The 14,294-nt window shown below is 68.1% G+C and carries 12 protein-coding genes and 1 riboswitch; of the genes, 10 read left to right on the forward strand and 2 right to left on the reverse strand.

Translation table 11 applies throughout. The annotated features are described in order from the left end of the window. Window positions 1–23 precede the first annotated feature (23 nt). From C4F17_RS22410 to iaaH, 3 genes are all read left to right on the forward strand, one after another. Window positions 24–1,154, forward strand: coding sequence for an acyl-CoA dehydrogenase family protein (locus tag C4F17_RS22410; protein ID WP_106936705.1), 1,131 nt, complete (start codon window positions 24–26; stop codon window positions 1,152–1,154). After that, window positions 1,151–1,984: a metallophosphoesterase gene (locus C4F17_RS22415; protein WP_106936706.1), complete on the forward strand. Its 834-nt coding sequence runs from the start codon at window positions 1,151–1,153 to the stop codon at window positions 1,982–1,984. The genes C4F17_RS22410 and C4F17_RS22415 overlap by 4 nt, the downstream gene beginning before the upstream one ends. Before the next feature lie 97 nt (window positions 1,985–2,081). Further along, on the forward strand, window positions 2,082–3,605 hold the full coding sequence (iaaH, locus tag C4F17_RS22420) for an indoleacetamide hydrolase (RefSeq protein ID WP_199851879.1): 1,524 nt from the start codon (window positions 2,082–2,084) through the stop codon (window positions 3,603–3,605). A gap of 22 nt (window positions 3,606–3,627) precedes the next feature. On the opposite strand, the gene C4F17_RS22425 is transcribed toward iaaH, so the two are convergent. Further along, complete coding sequence (locus tag C4F17_RS22425; RefSeq protein ID WP_106936707.1) at window positions 3,628–4,395, reverse strand: helix-turn-helix transcriptional regulator; 768 nt, start codon at window positions 4,393–4,395, stop codon at window positions 3,628–3,630. Window positions 4,396–4,530: 135 nt separating this feature from the next. On the opposite strand from C4F17_RS22425, the gene C4F17_RS22430 reads away from it, so the two are divergent. From C4F17_RS22430 to C4F17_RS22445, 4 genes are all read left to right on the forward strand, one after another. After that, window positions 4,531–4,965, forward strand: a complete 435-nt coding sequence (locus tag C4F17_RS22430) for a YchJ family protein (protein WP_106936708.1) — start codon at window positions 4,531–4,533, stop codon at window positions 4,963–4,965. A gap of 26 nt (window positions 4,966–4,991) precedes the next feature. Then, window positions 4,992–5,097: riboswitch (TPP riboswitch) on the forward strand. 91 nt (window positions 5,098–5,188) lie between these two features. Continuing rightward, complete coding sequence (gene thiC / locus C4F17_RS22435; protein WP_106936709.1) at window positions 5,189–7,072, forward strand: phosphomethylpyrimidine synthase ThiC; 1,884 nt, start codon at window positions 5,189–5,191, stop codon at window positions 7,070–7,072. Window positions 7,073–7,104: 32 nt separating this feature from the next. Further along, complete coding sequence (locus C4F17_RS22440; RefSeq protein ID WP_106936710.1) at window positions 7,105–7,797, forward strand: HAD family hydrolase; 693 nt, start codon at window positions 7,105–7,107, stop codon at window positions 7,795–7,797. A 54-nt stretch (window positions 7,798–7,851) separates the two neighbouring features. Next, a complete protein-coding gene (locus C4F17_RS22445) occupies window positions 7,852–8,178 on the forward strand; it encodes a thioredoxin family protein (protein WP_106937661.1) in 327 nt (108 codons plus the stop codon). 308 nt (window positions 8,179–8,486) lie between these two features. On the opposite strand, the gene C4F17_RS22450 is transcribed toward C4F17_RS22445, so the two are convergent. Further along, a complete protein-coding gene (locus C4F17_RS22450; protein WP_106936711.1) occupies window positions 8,487–9,515 on the reverse strand; it encodes an AraC family transcriptional regulator in 1,029 nt (342 codons plus the stop codon). Between the two features lie 140 nt (window positions 9,516–9,655). On the opposite strand from C4F17_RS22450, the gene C4F17_RS22455 reads away from it, so the two are divergent. From C4F17_RS22455 to C4F17_RS22465, 3 genes are all read left to right on the forward strand, one after another. Next, window positions 9,656–10,828, forward strand: a complete 1,173-nt coding sequence (locus tag C4F17_RS22455; RefSeq protein ID WP_081269645.1) for an isovaleryl-CoA dehydrogenase — start codon at window positions 9,656–9,658, stop codon at window positions 10,826–10,828. A gap of 147 nt (window positions 10,829–10,975) precedes the next feature. Then, a complete protein-coding gene (locus C4F17_RS22460) occupies window positions 10,976–12,655 on the forward strand; it encodes an AMP-binding protein (protein WP_106936712.1) in 1,680 nt (559 codons plus the stop codon). Then, on the forward strand, window positions 12,652–14,280 hold the full coding sequence (locus C4F17_RS22465) for a carboxyl transferase domain-containing protein (RefSeq protein ID WP_081269647.1): 1,629 nt from the start codon (window positions 12,652–12,654) through the stop codon (window positions 14,278–14,280). The genes C4F17_RS22460 and C4F17_RS22465 overlap by 4 nt, the downstream gene beginning before the upstream one ends. Window positions 14,281–14,294: the final 14 nt, after the last annotated feature.

The raw sequence follows: 14,294 nt of genomic DNA on the forward strand, positions 1-14,294 counted from the left end.
CTCTTCACATAGAAGGAACTGCCATGTTGTTGACAGCAGACCAGGAAGCCATCCGCGACGCGGTGCGCGATTTCTCTCAAGCCGAGCTGTGGCCCAACGCCCCCAAGTGGGACCGCGAGCACAGCTTTCCGAAGGAAGCGCACCACGGCCTCGCGGCGCTGGGTGCCTACGGCATCTGCGTGCCCGAGGAGCATGGCGGCGCCGGCCTCGACTACCTCACGCTGGCGCTGGTGCTGGAAGAAATCGCGGCCGGCGACGGCGGCACCAGCACCGCCATCAGCGTGACCAACTGCCCCGTCAACGCCATCCTCATGCGCTACGGCAACGCGCAGCAGAAGAAGCAGTGGCTCGAGCCGCTCGCGCAGGGGAAGATGCTCGGCGCCTTCTGCCTCACCGAGCCGCAGGCCGGCAGCGACGCGTCGAGCCTGCGCACCACGGCGCGCAAGGACGGCGACGCCTACGTGATCGACGGCGTCAAGCAGTTCATCACCAGCGGCAAGAACGGCCATGTGGCCGTCGTCATTGCCGTGACCGACAAGGGCGCGGGCAAGCGCGGCATGAGCGCGTTCCTGGTGCCGACCGACGCGCCCGGCTACAACGTCGCGCGGCTGGAAGACAAGCTGGGCCAGCACAGCAGCGACACCGCGCAGATCAACTTCGACGGCTGCCGCATCCCGGTGGAAAACCTCATCGGCGCCGAAGGCGAGGGCTACAAGATCGCCCTCGGCGCGCTCGAGGGCGGGCGCATCGGCATTGCAGCGCAGAGCGTGGGCATGGCGCGCAGCGCCTTCGACGTGGCGCTGGCCTATGCCAAGGAACGCCAGGCCTTCGGCGGTTCGATCTTCGACCAGCAGGCCGTTGGCTTCCGCCTTGCCGAATGCGCGACGCAGCTCGAAGCGGCGCGCCAGCTCATCTGGCATGCCGCCGCGCTGCGCGACGCCGGCCGGCCCTGCCTGAAGGAGGCGGCCATGGCGAAGCTCTTCGCCAGCGAGATGGCCGAGCGCGTGTGCAGCGCCGCCATCCAGACGCTGGGCGGCTACGGCTACGTGAACGACTTCCCGCTGGAGCGCATCTACCGCGACGTGCGCGTGTGCCAGATCTACGAAGGCACCTCGGACATCCAGAAGCTCTTGATTCAACGCGCGCTGGCGTGAACCGGCGCAGCGGACGGTGGTGGGGCTGGATTGCCACGGCATGCGTGCTGGCGGGGCTCGCGCTATGGGGCTTCGTCATCGAGCCGCGCTGGGTGGCCGTGCGTGTAGAACCCCTGGGCTCATCTGCATGGCAGGCGCCGCCGGGACTGAAGGTGGCGGTGGCGAGCGACTGGCACCTCACCGCGCGTTCGGCATGGCGCGTCAACGGCCTTGGGCGCGCCGCACGCGTCGTGGACGACATCAATGCAGCGCAGCCCGACATCGTGCTGCTGCCCGGCGACTTCCTGGCCGGCTCGGGTGGCGACGAGTCGCTGCCCATCGAAGACATGGCCGTGGTGTTCGGCCGCCTGAAGGCGCCGCACGGCGTGTATGCAGTGCTCGGCAACCACGATTGGTGGCATGACGGCCAGCGCATCGCCAAGGCACTGGCCGCGCAGGGCATCCGGGTGCTGGAAAACGCTTCGGTGCAAGTGCCCGGCCACGACCTCTGGGTGGTCGGTATCGGCGATCACTCGACCGGCCATTCGGACCCGATGCGCGCGCTGGCCGGCGTGCCGCCCGAGGCAGCGACACTGGTCATGATGCACGACCCCTTCAGCCTCGCGACCATGCCGCGCACAAGAGGCCTCGTGGTCGCGGGGCATACGCACGGCGGACAGGTCAGCGTGCCGGGCCATGGCGCACTGATCGTGCCCGGCGCGGCGCCGCGCGAATGGGCTTACGGCTGGATCTCGCACAAGGGCAGGCGCATGTACGTAACCAGCGGCCTCGGCGTGAGCATCCTGCCGGTGCGCTTCAACATGCGGCCCGAGTGGGTGATGTTCCGCTAGCCGGTTACCCATCCGTCAGCCTGTCATCGGTTTCGACGACAGACAACCGTGCGCCTCGAGCGCACCATGGCGGCCTCTCTTGTCGGAGGCCTTCGCCATGTCCATTTCAAAATCCGTTCCCGCCACCGCCCTGGCCCTGCTGTGCCTTGGCGCCCCCATCCTGCCGGCGCAGGCGCAGGCGCAGACCGCCGCCGCGCCCGACATCGCCGCGCTGACCGCGAGCGAAGCCGTGAAGCAGCTGTGCGCCGGTGCCGTCACCAGCGAGCAGCTGGTCACGGCCTACATCGCCCAGGCCAAGGCCCGGGCGAACCTCAATGCCTTCATCACGCTCGACGAAGCCGGCGCACTGAAGCAGGCGCGCGCCGCCGATGCGCTGCGCAAGCGCGGCGGCGCGTGCAAGCCGCTCGCGGGGCTGCCCGTGGCCATCAAGGACAACATCCAGGTGCAGGGCCTGCCCGCGACGGCCGGCACGCCTGCGCTCAAGGGCTTCGTGCCCGGCGCCGATGCACCTGTGGTGGCCAAGCTGCGCGCCGCCGGCGCGGTGGTGCTCGGCAAGACCAACATGCACGAGCTGGCCTTCGGCGTCACCGGCTACAACCCCGCGTTCCAGAGCGGGCCCGAGGTGGGCGTGCGCAATGCCTACGACGCGAGCCGTATCGCGGGCGGCTCTTCTTCGGGCAATGGCGCGGCGCTGGGCGCGCGCATGGTGCCGGCCGCCCTCGGCACCGACACCGGCGGCTCGGTGCGCATTCCGTGCGCTTTCAACGGCTGCGCGTCGCTGCGCCCGAGCATGGGCCGCTATCCGCAGCAGGGCATTGCGCCCATCTCGCACACGCGCGACACGGCCGGGCCGATGGCGCAGTCGATGGCCGACGTGGCACTGCTCGACGGCGTGATCGCCGGCGGCAAGCCGCTCCGGCCCGCCGACCTGAAGCGCGTGCGGCTCGGCGTGGTGCAGGCTTTCTACGCCAACCTCGACGCCGACACGCGCGCCGCCACCGACGCCGCGCTGGCCAAGCTGCGCGCGGCCGGCGTCACGCTGGTGGATGTGGAAATGCCGAAGCTGATGGAGCTCAACGGCGCGATCGGCTTTCCGCTCGCGCTCTACGAGGCGAACGACGACATGGCGGCCTACCTCGCGAAGTACCGCACCGGCATCGACATCGCGCAGCTCGCCGCCGGCATCGCCAGCCCCGACGTCAAGGGCACCTTCGACGCCTTCGTGATCCCGCGCAAGCTGCCCGCGCCCGCCGGCACGGTCGATGCGAAGCCGGTCTACGACAACGCGATGCGCGTTGCACGCCCCGCGCTGCAGAAGCTCTACCGCGACACCTTCGCCAGCAACAGGCTCGACGCGCTGGTGTTCCCGACCGTGCCGCGCGTGGCGCTGGCCGCGGCGCCCGAGGCCAGCAGCCCGGAGAACTTCGGCGCGCTGATCCAGAACACCGACCCGGGCAGCAACGCCGGCATTCCGGGCGTGCAGTTGCCGTCGGGCCTCGGCGCGACGACGGGCCTGCCCGTGGGGCTGGAACTCGACGGGCCGGCCGGCAGCGACCGCAAGCTGCTGGCCGTGGGGCTCGCCGTGGAACAGGTGCTCGGCCGGCTGCCCGCGCCCAAATAAGCAAGCAAGCCGGGGTGCGTGGTCAGCGCCCGGCCGGCGGCACGCTCCAGCCGGCCAGCGCCGCGCGGCGCTCGATGCCCAGCTTGTCGAAGATGCGCCGCAGGTAGGTGCGCACGGTGGGCACGCCCACCTCCATGCGCCGCGCGATCTCCTTGTCGGTGAGGCCTTCGCGCACGCAGCGCGCCACCTGCTGCTCGCGTGCGCTCAGCAGGGACCATGCAGCGTCTTGCGCTTGCCGTGGCGGGGGCAAGGCGATGGCCGCAGCCGCGCGCTGGGCCCGCTGCAGCGCCCCGGCGAACGCCGGCTCGATCAGGTCCAGCAGCGCTTTCTCGTGGTCGCCGAAATCGCCGCGTCCCTTGCGCCGCCAGATGCGCAGGTCGCCCAGCGCGCGCTCGCCCTCGAAGGCATGCAGGTTCATGCCCCAGTGCAGGCCGTCGCGCGAGAGAAAGTCGTTGAAGAACGGGGTGCGCATCAGGGCGCGCTGCGGCATCACCTCGGTCACGCGCGTGGCGCGGCGGCGCGATTGCAGCACGAAGGTGATCGGATCGTTGTGCTGGTGCCATTGCGCGTAGCTGTCGAGGTTGGCGGGCTCCATGTTGATCGCCACGCGCGCGCCGAAGCTGCGGCTGCCCGCATCCCACACGAACGAGGCGAACTGGTCCGCGCGCAGCAGGTCGAGCAGCGCCCGGCCCAGGCTTTCGCGAATATCGCGCTCGTTGCCGGCGGCGTCCTGCGCCAGCAGCGTGAAAACGCCGCGCAACGCCTGCTGTTCAGTGCCTGTGAGGTACATCGCGGTTCTTCCGGTGGAATCGCTGTGAAGCTAGCGTTTAGCAAGCGCCGCGCCAAGGGTGAATGCCCTCGGCGCGGCACCCCGGGGCTTGCCCTCTCGGCACCCGGCCCGCGAGGTGTTCCAATAGCGGTCTTCATGAGTGCCATCGATCCCACCACCGGACCTTGTCCCTGCGGCCGTACCGACCGCCGCGACAAGCCCATCGGCTACGCCCTGTGCTGTGGCCGCTATCTCGACGATTTCGAGAACACGCCGGCGCCGGACGCCGAATCGCTGATGCGTTCTCGCTACTCGGCCTTCGTGCTGGAGCGCGGCGAGTACCTGCTCGCCACCTGGGACGCGGCCAGGCGGCCGGCCTCCATCGAGTTCGAGCCGGGGGTCAAATGGCTGGGGCTGGACATCCGTTCGCGCTCCGTGCTCGACGCCGACCACGCCGAGGTCGAGTTCGTCGCCCGCCAGCGCAGCGCGGCCACCGGCGCCGCGACCCGGCTGCACGAGCGCAGCCGTTTCGTGCGCGAGGGCGCGCGCTGGTTCTATCTCGACGGCGACCTGCAGCAGCCCCTGGCTTGACGCGCCGCCCGGCGGCTCGCACAATCGGCCCCGCTCCGGGGTGCACGCATGTGGCGTGCTGAGATGGCAAAGCTGCCGACCCGCGAACTTGATCCGGGTCATACCGGCGTAAGAAGAGCTGCACTCCCTGACTCCGGTCCGTCACTCCCCCTTCCGTGACGGGCTTCCCGAAGTCCACCGAGCGATTGCGGAGCACCCTTTTCCTCAACAAGGAGTGCCTCCGATGAATGCCCCCGACAAGTTCACCTCGCTGCTTTCGCTCACGCGCGAGCCGTTTCCCGCTTCGCACAAGTGCGTGATTCCGGGCAGCCGTCCCGACCTGCAGGTGCCGGTGCGCGACGTGCTGCTGACCAACGGCGAGACCGTCTCGCTCTACGACACCTCCGGCCCCTACACCGACCCCAAGGTCGAGATCGACGTGCGCCGCGGCCTGCCCGACGTGCGCGGCGCCTGGGTCATCGAGCGCAATGACACTGAAAGTTACGAGGGCCGCTCGCACCACGCGCTGGACGACGGCGCCAAGAACGAAGACCGCGACGCCCAGCGTCTGGCCGAGCTGCGCGCCGGTGCCTCGGCGCTGCAGCGCCAGCCGCGCCGCGCAAAGTCGGGCGCCAACGTCACGCAGATGCACTACGCGCGCCGCGGCATCGTCACGCCCGAGATGGAGTACGTGGCCCTGCGCGAGAACGGCAAGCGCGAGTGGATGGCCCAGTACCTCGCCAACGAGGAGCGTGCGAAGCGCGTGGCGGGCAACCCCATGGGCGCGAGCATTCCGCGCATCATCACGCCCGAATTCGTGCGCGACGAGGTGGCGCGCGGCCGCGCCATCATTCCGGCCAACATCAACCACCCCGAAGTCGAGCCGATGGCCATCGGTCGCAACTTCAAGGTGAAGATCAACGCCAACATCGGCAACTCGGCCGTCACCTCGAGCATCGAGGAAGAGGTCGAGAAGCTGGTGTGGGCCATCCGCTGGGGCGCCGACAACGTGATGGACCTGTCGACCGGCAAGAACATCCACACCACGCGCGACTGGATCGTGCGCAACTCGCCGGTGCCCATCGGCACCGTGCCCATTTACCAGGCGCTGGAGAAGGTGGGCGGCGTGGCCGAAGACCTCACCTGGGAGATCTATCGCGACACGCTGATCGAGCAGGCGGAGCAGGGCGTCGACTACTTCACCATCCACGCCGGGCTGCGCCTGCCGTTCATCCACCTCACGGCCGACCGCATGACGGGCATCGTGTCGCGCGGCGGCTCGATCATGGCCAAGTGGTGCATCGCGCATCACAAGGAGAGCTTCCTCTACACGCACTTCGAGGACATCTGCGACATCATGAAGGCCTACGACGTGAGCTTCTCGCTCGGCGACGGCCTGCGCCCCGGCTCGGGCGCCGACGCCAACGACGAGGCGCAGTTCGCCGAGCTGCGCACGCTGGGCGAGCTCACGCAGATTGCCTGGAAGCACGACGTGCAGACCATGATCGAAGGCCCGGGCCACGTGCCGATGCACATGATCCAGTCGAACATGGACGAGCAGCTCAAGCATTGCCACGAGGCGCCGTTCTACACGCTGGGGCCGCTGACCATCGACATCGCGCCGGGCTACGACCACATTGCCAGCGCCATCGGCGCGGCCATGATCGGCTGGGCCGGCACCGCGATGCTCTGCTACGTGACGCCGAAGGAGCACCTGGGCCTGCCCGACCGCGACGATGTGAAGCAGGGGATCATTGCGTACAAGATCGCCGCGCATGCGGCCGATGTGGCCAAGGGCCACCCGGGCGCGCGCTCGCGCGACGATGCGCTGAGCAAGGCACGCTTCGAGTTCCGCTGGCAGGACCAGTTCAACCTGGGCCTGGACCCCGACACCGCGCGCGAATTCCACGACGAGACCCTGCCCAAGGACTCGAGCAAGGTGGCGCACTTCTGCTCCATGTGCGGCCCCAAGTTCTGCTCGATGAAGATCACGCAGGAAGTGCGCGAGTACGCCGCGAAGAAGGGCGTGGCCGAAGCCGAAGCCATGACCGAGGGCATGGAAGAGAAGTCGAAGGAGTTCATGGCGGGCGGCGGCGAGATCTACATCCCGATCAAGGCCGTGTCCTGAGCTTGCAGCGGGGTCGTTGCTACCATGGAGGCATGACCCCTTTTCCCTTTTCCGCGGTCCTGTTCGACTGCGACGGCGTTCTCGTCGATTCCGAACCCATCACCAACCGCGTGCTCGCCGAGATGCTCGGCGAGCTCGGCTGGCACCTCAGCACCGAGGAATCGATGAACACCTTCACCGGCAAGGCGGTGAAGGACGAGGCCGCGCTCATCGAGTCGAAGACCGGCGTGAAGATCACCGACGAGTGGCTGCGCAGCTTCCGAGCGCGGCGCAACGAAGCACTGGAGCGCGACCTCGTCGCGATTCCGAACGCGCCGGCCGCCATCCGCGCGATCCATGCGCGGCTCAAGGGCCGCATCGCCTGCGCCTCGGGCGCGGACCGCCACAAGGTCGAGCTGCAGCTGGCCAAGGTCGGCCTGCTGGACTGCTTCCAGGGCCGCATCTTCAGCGGCCATGAAATGCCGCGCTCCAAGCCGCATCCCGACGTGTACCTGGCGGCAGCCGAGGCGCTGGGCGTCGATCCGCGCCGCTGCGCGATCGTCGAGGACACCGTCACCGGCGCGATGGCCGGCGTGGCCGCGGGCGCGACCGTGTTTGGCTACAGCACCGGCGAATCGGGCCACAGCGGGCCGGGGCCGCTGCTGAGCGTGGGCGTGGTGCGCGTGTTCAGCGACATGGCCGAATTGCCCGCGCTGCTTTCAGGCTACGACCTGCAGGCGGCCTGAGTTTCTGGTGCAATGAAGGGCATCGACAGCCCTTCAGCACAGGAACATCGCCACATGACTTCCGAATACAAGACCGAGCAACCCGACCGCGCCGAGATCGATGCGCTCACCGGCCCCGCCGTGGTCGAGTTCGGCACCAACTGGTGCGGCATCTGCAAGGCCGCGCAGCCGAACATCGCGGAGGCCTTCGCCAAGTATCCGAACGTGCGCCGCATCAAGGTCGAAGACGGCAGCGGCCGGCCGCTGGGCCGTTCGTTCAACGTGCGGCTGTGGCCCACGCTGGTGTTCATGCGCGACGGCAAGGAAGTCGCGAAGCTGGTGCGGCCGGAAGACAGCCAATCCATTGCCGACGCGCTGGCGTCCATCACGCAGTCGACCTGACGACTCGGTGGGTTATGTCGATTCGGGGCGACGCTCACGCCGACGGGGTACCTTGCTCCGCGAATGTCCCCGGGGCTGCGCCCCTCCTCCTTTATTTCGCTGCGCAAGGCACCCCATCGTCGTGAGCGTTGGACAGAGCGCCGGTTGATCGGCCGAGCGCCAGCGGCGCGCCCCGTGCTCAGGGCGTCGGGTGCTCCCCGCAGCGAAATAAAGGAGGAGGCCGCAGGCCGGGGGACATTCGCGGAGGGGAGTACCCGATGCCCTGAGCACACACCCCGAAGCAACAACGGCGCCCAAACGCGCCCCCGCTACAACCCCAACTGCCGAAAGTCCCTCGGCGCATGCCCCGTCCACTGCAGGAACGCGCGTGAAAAGCTCTTCTCGTTGCGGAACCCCACCGCCAGCGCCACCTGCTTGATCGGCCGGGTGGTGCGCCGCAGCAGCTCCACGGACAGCTCATGGCGCACCTCGTTCTTCAGCGTCTGCAGCGACGTGCCTTCCTCGTGCAGCTGCCGGTGCAGCGTGCGGCCCGACACGTTCAGCAGCCCCGCCAGCGCCTCGGCCGTGGTCGCTTCGCTGGCGCGCGATCGCAGCAACTCGCGCACGCGCTGCCCCAGCAGACGGTCGCGCCGGTACTGCAGGATGGTCAGCGGCAGTGCGCGCTTGAGCATGGCGCGCAAAGCGCGCTCGTCGCGCTGCAGCGGCAGGGCGAGGTAGCGCTCATCGAAGCTGATGCTCGCCTGCGGCGCGTCGAAGCGCACCTCCGGCGTGAACATCGGCGCATAGGCGTCGCTGTGCGGTGGAGCGGCAAACGGAAAGCCCGCGCTGCGCAGCGAGATGCGCGAATCGATCGCCCAGCACATGTAGCCGTGCATGAAGCGCAGGCTCGTCACCAGGCAGAACTCGCGGAAGGCCTCGTCCAGCGGGCGGTTCTCGGTGATGCGCAGGGTGGCCACGCCGCCCGCCACATCCAGCGCCAGGCCGATGTCCTCGGTCAGCAGGCGGTGGTGGCGGCACCAGCGCTTGATGGCCACGCCCAGGTCGGGCGAGCTGAGCGAGGCACGGCACAGCATGCCGTAGCTGCCCCAGGGCAGGCGCCGCGAGAACCAGCCCAGGGCCTCGTCGTCCAGCTCCTGCATGGCGTGTTCCGACAGCGCCTCGAACTGCGCGGCCGTCACCCGCGCGCCCGGCCGGGCCAGCTCGCGCGGCGTGATCTGTGCCGCCTTCAAGGCCTCGGCCGGGTCCATGCCGTAGCGCTCGTAGCCCTGCACGATGGCTCTCACGAAGGCCATCGGCGTGACGGCGCGGGCGGGTCTGAGGAAGGACGGGGACGACATGGCTTTGCGGATCGGTCGTGGCGCAATTTGCAACCATTGTGGCGCCAATTGAGGCGTGCCCAGGCGTAAGCTGCGATCTTTCAAGCGCCATCCAGCGCGGGTAGCACTGCGCGCCGACCCCTTCAGAGGAGACAAGACACATGCACGATCCCGGCCTGAACTTCGACCTGGGCGAGACCATCGACTCGCTGCGCAGCGCGATCCAGGACTTCGCCGCCAACGAGATCGCCCCGCGCGCCGCCGACATCGACCGCGACAACCTGTTCCCGCACGACCTCTGGAAGAAGCTCGGCGACCTCGGCCTGCACGGCATGACGGTGAAGGAAGAGTTCGGCGGCACCGAGCTGGGCTACCTGGCGCATATCGTGGCCATGGAAGAAGTCTCGCGCGCCTCGGCCTCGGTGGGCCTGTCTTACGGCGCGCACTCCAACCTGTGCGTGAACCAGATCCACCGCAACGGCAGCGATGCGCAGAAGAAGAAATACCTGCCCAAGCTGGTGAGCGGCGAACACGTGGGCGCGCTGGCCATGAGCGAGCCCAATGCCGGCTCCGACGTGGTGAGCATGAAGCTCAAGGCCGAGAAGAAGAACGGCTACTACGTGCTCAACGGCGGCAAGATGTGGATCACCAACGGCGGCGACGCCGACACGCTGGTCATCTACGCCAAGACCGAACCCGAGATGGGCGCGCGCGGCATGACGGCCTTCATCGTCGAGAAAGGCTTCAAGGGCTTCTCGGCCGGCAACAAGCTCGACAAGCTCGGCATGCGCGGCTCCAACACCTTCCCGCTGTTCTTCGACAACTGCGAAGTGCCCGAAGAGAACGTGCTGGGCGGCGAAGGCATGGGCGCCAAGGTGCTGATGAGCGGCCTCGACTACGAGCGCGCGGTGCTCTCGGGCGGCCCGCTGGGCATCATGGCCGCCTGCATGGACGCGGTGCTGCCCTTCATCCACGACCGCAAGCAGTTCGGCCAGAGCATCGGCGAGTTCCAGCTGATGCAGGGCAAGCTGGCGGACATGTATTCGACCTGGCAGGCCACCCGCGCCTATGTGTATGCCGTTGGCAAGGCCTGCGACCGCAACGACCATGCGCGCACCTTCCGCAAGGACGCGGCCGGCGCCATCCTGTACTCGGCCGAGAAGGCGACGTGGATGGCCGGCGAGGCGATCCAGGCGCTGGGCGGCGTGGGCTACACGAAGGAGTTCCCGGTGGAGCGGCTGTGGCGCGATGCGAAGCTCTACGAGATCGGCGCGGGCACGAGCGAGATCCGGCGCATGCTGATCGGCCGCGAGCTTTTCGCTGAAACGGCATAAGCTGTTTTTCTCCCTCCCCTTCCGGGGGAGGGCAGGGGTGGGGGCAAGCGGCGTTCGATGAGGCCTGAGGCTGAACAAGCGCCGCTTGCCCCCATCCCAGCCTTCCCCCAGAGGGGGAAGGAGCAAGACAAGGAGACAAGGAAGGAAATGAACATGACTGCAGCACTGACCGAGAGCTACGGCAAGGGCGCCACCGACGTCCCCCTCATCGAACAACCCATCGGCGACTTCTTCGACGACATGGTCGACAGGCAGCCCGACCGCGAAGCGCTCATCAGCCGCCACGAAGGCCAGCGCTTCACCTACCGCGAACTGCAGGCCGAATCCAACAGGCTCGCCAGCGCGCTGCTCGGCCTGGGGCTGAAGACCGGCGACCGCGTCGGCATCTGGTCGCACAACAACGTGCCGTGGGTGCTGATGCAGATCGCCACCGCCAAGGTCGGTCTGATCCTCGTCAACATCAACCCCGCCTACCGCACTTCGGAGCTCGAGTACGCGCTCAACAAGGTCGGCTGCAAGGCGCTGGTGACGATGGCGCAGTTCAAGACAAGCGACTACCTGGGCATGCTGCGCGAGCTGGGCCCCGCGCGACTGCCGCTGCTGCAGCACATCTTCTGGATCGACAGGCCCGGCCAGGGCGATGAACAGCCCGGCATGCGGCGCTTCAGCGAACTGCTGGCCAGCGGCGATGCGGCCGATCCGCGCATCGCGCAGATCCAGAAGACGCTGAAGGCCACCGACCCGATCAACATCCAGTTCACCAGCGGCACCACCGGCTTTCCCAAGGGCGCGACGCTCACGCACCGCAACATCCTGAACAACGGCTTCTTCATCGGCGAATGCATGAAGCTGTCGCCCGTCGACAAGCTGTGCATTCCGGTGCCGCTGTACCACTGCTTCGGCATGGTGCTGGGCAACCTGGCCTGCCTCACGCACGGCTCGGCCATCGTGTACCCGAACGACGGGTTCGATCCGCTCACCGTGCTTGAGACGGTGCAGGCCGAGAAGTGCACCGGCCTGCATGGCGTGCCCACCATGTTCATCGCCGAGCTCGACCATCCGCGCTTCAAGGAGTTCGACCTCTCCACGCTGCGCACCGGCATCATGGCCGGCTCGCCGTGCCCGATCGAGGTGATGAAGCGCGTGGTCAGCCAGATGCACCTGAGCGAGATCACCATCGCCTACGGCATGACCGAGACCAGCCCCGTGAGCTGCCAGAGCAGCACCGACACGCCGCTGGACCGCCGCGTGTCCACCGTGGGCACGGTGCAGCCGCACCTCGAGGTGAAGATCGTCGACCCCGAGACCGGCGCGATCATGCCGCCCGGACAGTCGGGCGAGCTGTGCACGCGCGGCTACTCGGTGATGCACGGCTACTGGGACGACGAGCCCAGGACGCGCGAAGCCATCGACCCCGAACACTGGATGCACACCGGCGACCTCGCCACCATGGACGCCGAGGGCTACGTCAACATCGTCGGGCGCATCAAGGACCTGGTGATCCGCGGCGGCGAGAACATCTACCCGCGCGAGATCGAGGAGTTCCTCTACCGCCACCCCAAGGTGCAGGACGTGCAGGTGGTCGGCCTGCCCGACAGGAAGTACGGCGAAGAGCTGTGCGCGTGGATCATCGTCAAGCCCGGCCAGAGCGCCACCGACGAGGAGATCCGCGACTTCTGCAAGGGCCAGATCGCGCACTACAAGGTGCCCAGGTACATCCATTTCGTCACCGAATTCCCGATGACCGTCACCGGCAAGATCCAGAAATTCAAGATCCGCGAAGCCATGACAGAGCAACTCGGCCTCAGCCAAGAAAAAACCGCATGAGCAAACTCGAAACCAAACTGAACGCCCGCTCGGCCGACTTCCAGGCCAATGCCGCCGCCATGCGCGCGCTGGTCGACGACCTGCGCCAGCAGTTCGCCAAAGTGGAGCAGGGCGGCGGCGAGGCCGCGCGCGCCAAGCACACCGCGCGCGGCAAGCTGCTGCCGCGCGACCGCGTGGCGGAACTGCTCGACCCGGGCACGCCCTTCCTCGAAATCGCGCCGCTGGCCGCGCATGCGATGTACCTCGACGCCAAGGGGGCCGAGTCGGCACCGGGCGCGGGCATCATCGCGGGCATCGGCCGGGTGAACGGCGTCGACTGCATGATCGTCTGCAACGACGCCACGGTGAAGGGCGGCACCTACTACCCGATGACGGTGAAGAAGCACCTGCGCGCGCAAGAAATCGCCGAGCAGAACCGCCTGCCCTGCATCTACCTGGTCGACTCGGGCGGCGCCAACCTGCCGAACCAGGACGAGGTGTTTCCCGACCGCGACCACTTCGGCCGCATCTTCTACAACCAGGCCAACATGAGTGCGCAGGGCATTCCGCAGATCGCGGTGGTCATGGGCTCGTGCACGGCCGGCGGCGCGTATGTGCCGGCCATGAGCGACGAGTCGATCATCGTGAAGAACCAGGGCACCATCTTCCTGGGCGGCCCGCCGCTGGTGAAGGCGGCCACGGGCGAAGTGGTCACGGCCGAAGACCTGGGCGGCGGCGACGTGCACACGCGCCTGTCGGGCGTGGTCGACCACCTCGCGCAGAACGACCTGCATGCGCTGGCGCTTGCGCGCACGGCGGTGGCGAACCTCAATGCGAAGAATGCGGGCGCCGAGGCCGCGGACGGCAAGGCGGTGCGCGCGCCCGAGTTCCCGCGCGAGGAACTGTACGGCGTGATCCCCACCGACACGCGCAAGCCCTTCGACGTGCGGGAGATCATCGCGCGCATCGTCGACGGCAGCGAGTTCCACGAGTTCAAGGCGCGCTTCGGTGCCACGCTGGTCTGCGGCTTTGCCGAGATCGAGGGCATGCCGGTGGGCATCATCGCGAACAACGGCATCCTTTTCAGCGAGTCGGCGCAGAAGGGCGCGCACTTCATCGAGCTGTGCTGCCACCGCAAGATCCCGCTGGTGTTCCTTCAGAACATCACCGGCTTCATGGTGGGCCGCAAGTACGAGAACGAAGGCATCGCGCGCCACGGCGCCAAGATGGTGACGGCCGTGGCCACCGCCAACGTGCCCAAGTTCACCATCATCATCGGCGGCAGCTTCGGCGCCGGCAACTACGGCATGTGCGGCCGCGCATACAGCCCGCGCTTCCTCTGGATGTGGCCCAACGCGCGCATCAGCGTGATGGGCGGCGAGCAGGCCGCGAGCGTGCTGGCCACCGTGAAGCGCGACGGCATCGAACTCAAGGGCGGCAGCTGGAGCAAGGAAGAGGAAGAAGCCTTCAAGGCGCCTATCCGCCAGCAGTACGAGGACCAGGGCCACCCCTACTACGCCACCGCGCGGCTGTGGGACGACGGCATCATCGATCCGGCGGACACGCGCCGCGTGCTGGCGCTGGGCCTGGCGGCCGCGCGCAACGCGCCGGTGCCCGAGCCGAAGTTCGGCATCTTCCGGATGTAAGAGGCGCCCGAGGA

The organism is Variovorax sp. PMC12 (assembly GCF_003019815.1).
Taxonomy (GTDB): Bacteria; Pseudomonadota; Gammaproteobacteria; order Burkholderiales; family Burkholderiaceae_C; genus Variovorax.

Coding starts and splice junctions, on each gene's coding strand:
- C4F17_RS22440 (WP_106936710.1), top strand. CDS start 7,105: ATGACCCCTTTTCCCTTTTCCGCGGTCCTGTTCGACTGCGACGGCGTT.
- thiC (WP_106936709.1), top strand. CDS start 5,189: ATGAATGCCCCCGACAAGTTCACCTCGCTGCTTTCGCTCACGCGCGAG.
- C4F17_RS22450 (WP_106936711.1), bottom strand. CDS start 9,515: ATGTCGTCCCCGTCCTTCCTCAGACCCGCCCGCGCCGTCACGCCGATG.
- C4F17_RS22410 (WP_106936705.1), top strand. CDS start 24: ATGTTGTTGACAGCAGACCAGGAAGCCATCCGCGACGCGGTGCGCGAT.
- C4F17_RS22460 (WP_106936712.1), top strand. CDS start 10,976: ATGAACATGACTGCAGCACTGACCGAGAGCTACGGCAAGGGCGCCACC.
- C4F17_RS22465 (WP_081269647.1), top strand. CDS start 12,652: ATGAGCAAACTCGAAACCAAACTGAACGCCCGCTCGGCCGACTTCCAG.
- iaaH (WP_199851879.1), top strand. CDS start 2,082: ATGTCCATTTCAAAATCCGTTCCCGCCACCGCCCTGGCCCTGCTGTGC.
- C4F17_RS22425 (WP_106936707.1), bottom strand. CDS start 4,395: ATGTACCTCACAGGCACTGAACAGCAGGCGTTGCGCGGCGTTTTCACG.
- C4F17_RS22455 (WP_081269645.1), top strand. CDS start 9,656: ATGCACGATCCCGGCCTGAACTTCGACCTGGGCGAGACCATCGACTCG.
- C4F17_RS22430 (WP_106936708.1), top strand. CDS start 4,531: ATGAGTGCCATCGATCCCACCACCGGACCTTGTCCCTGCGGCCGTACC.
- C4F17_RS22445 (WP_106937661.1), top strand. CDS start 7,852: ATGACTTCCGAATACAAGACCGAGCAACCCGACCGCGCCGAGATCGAT.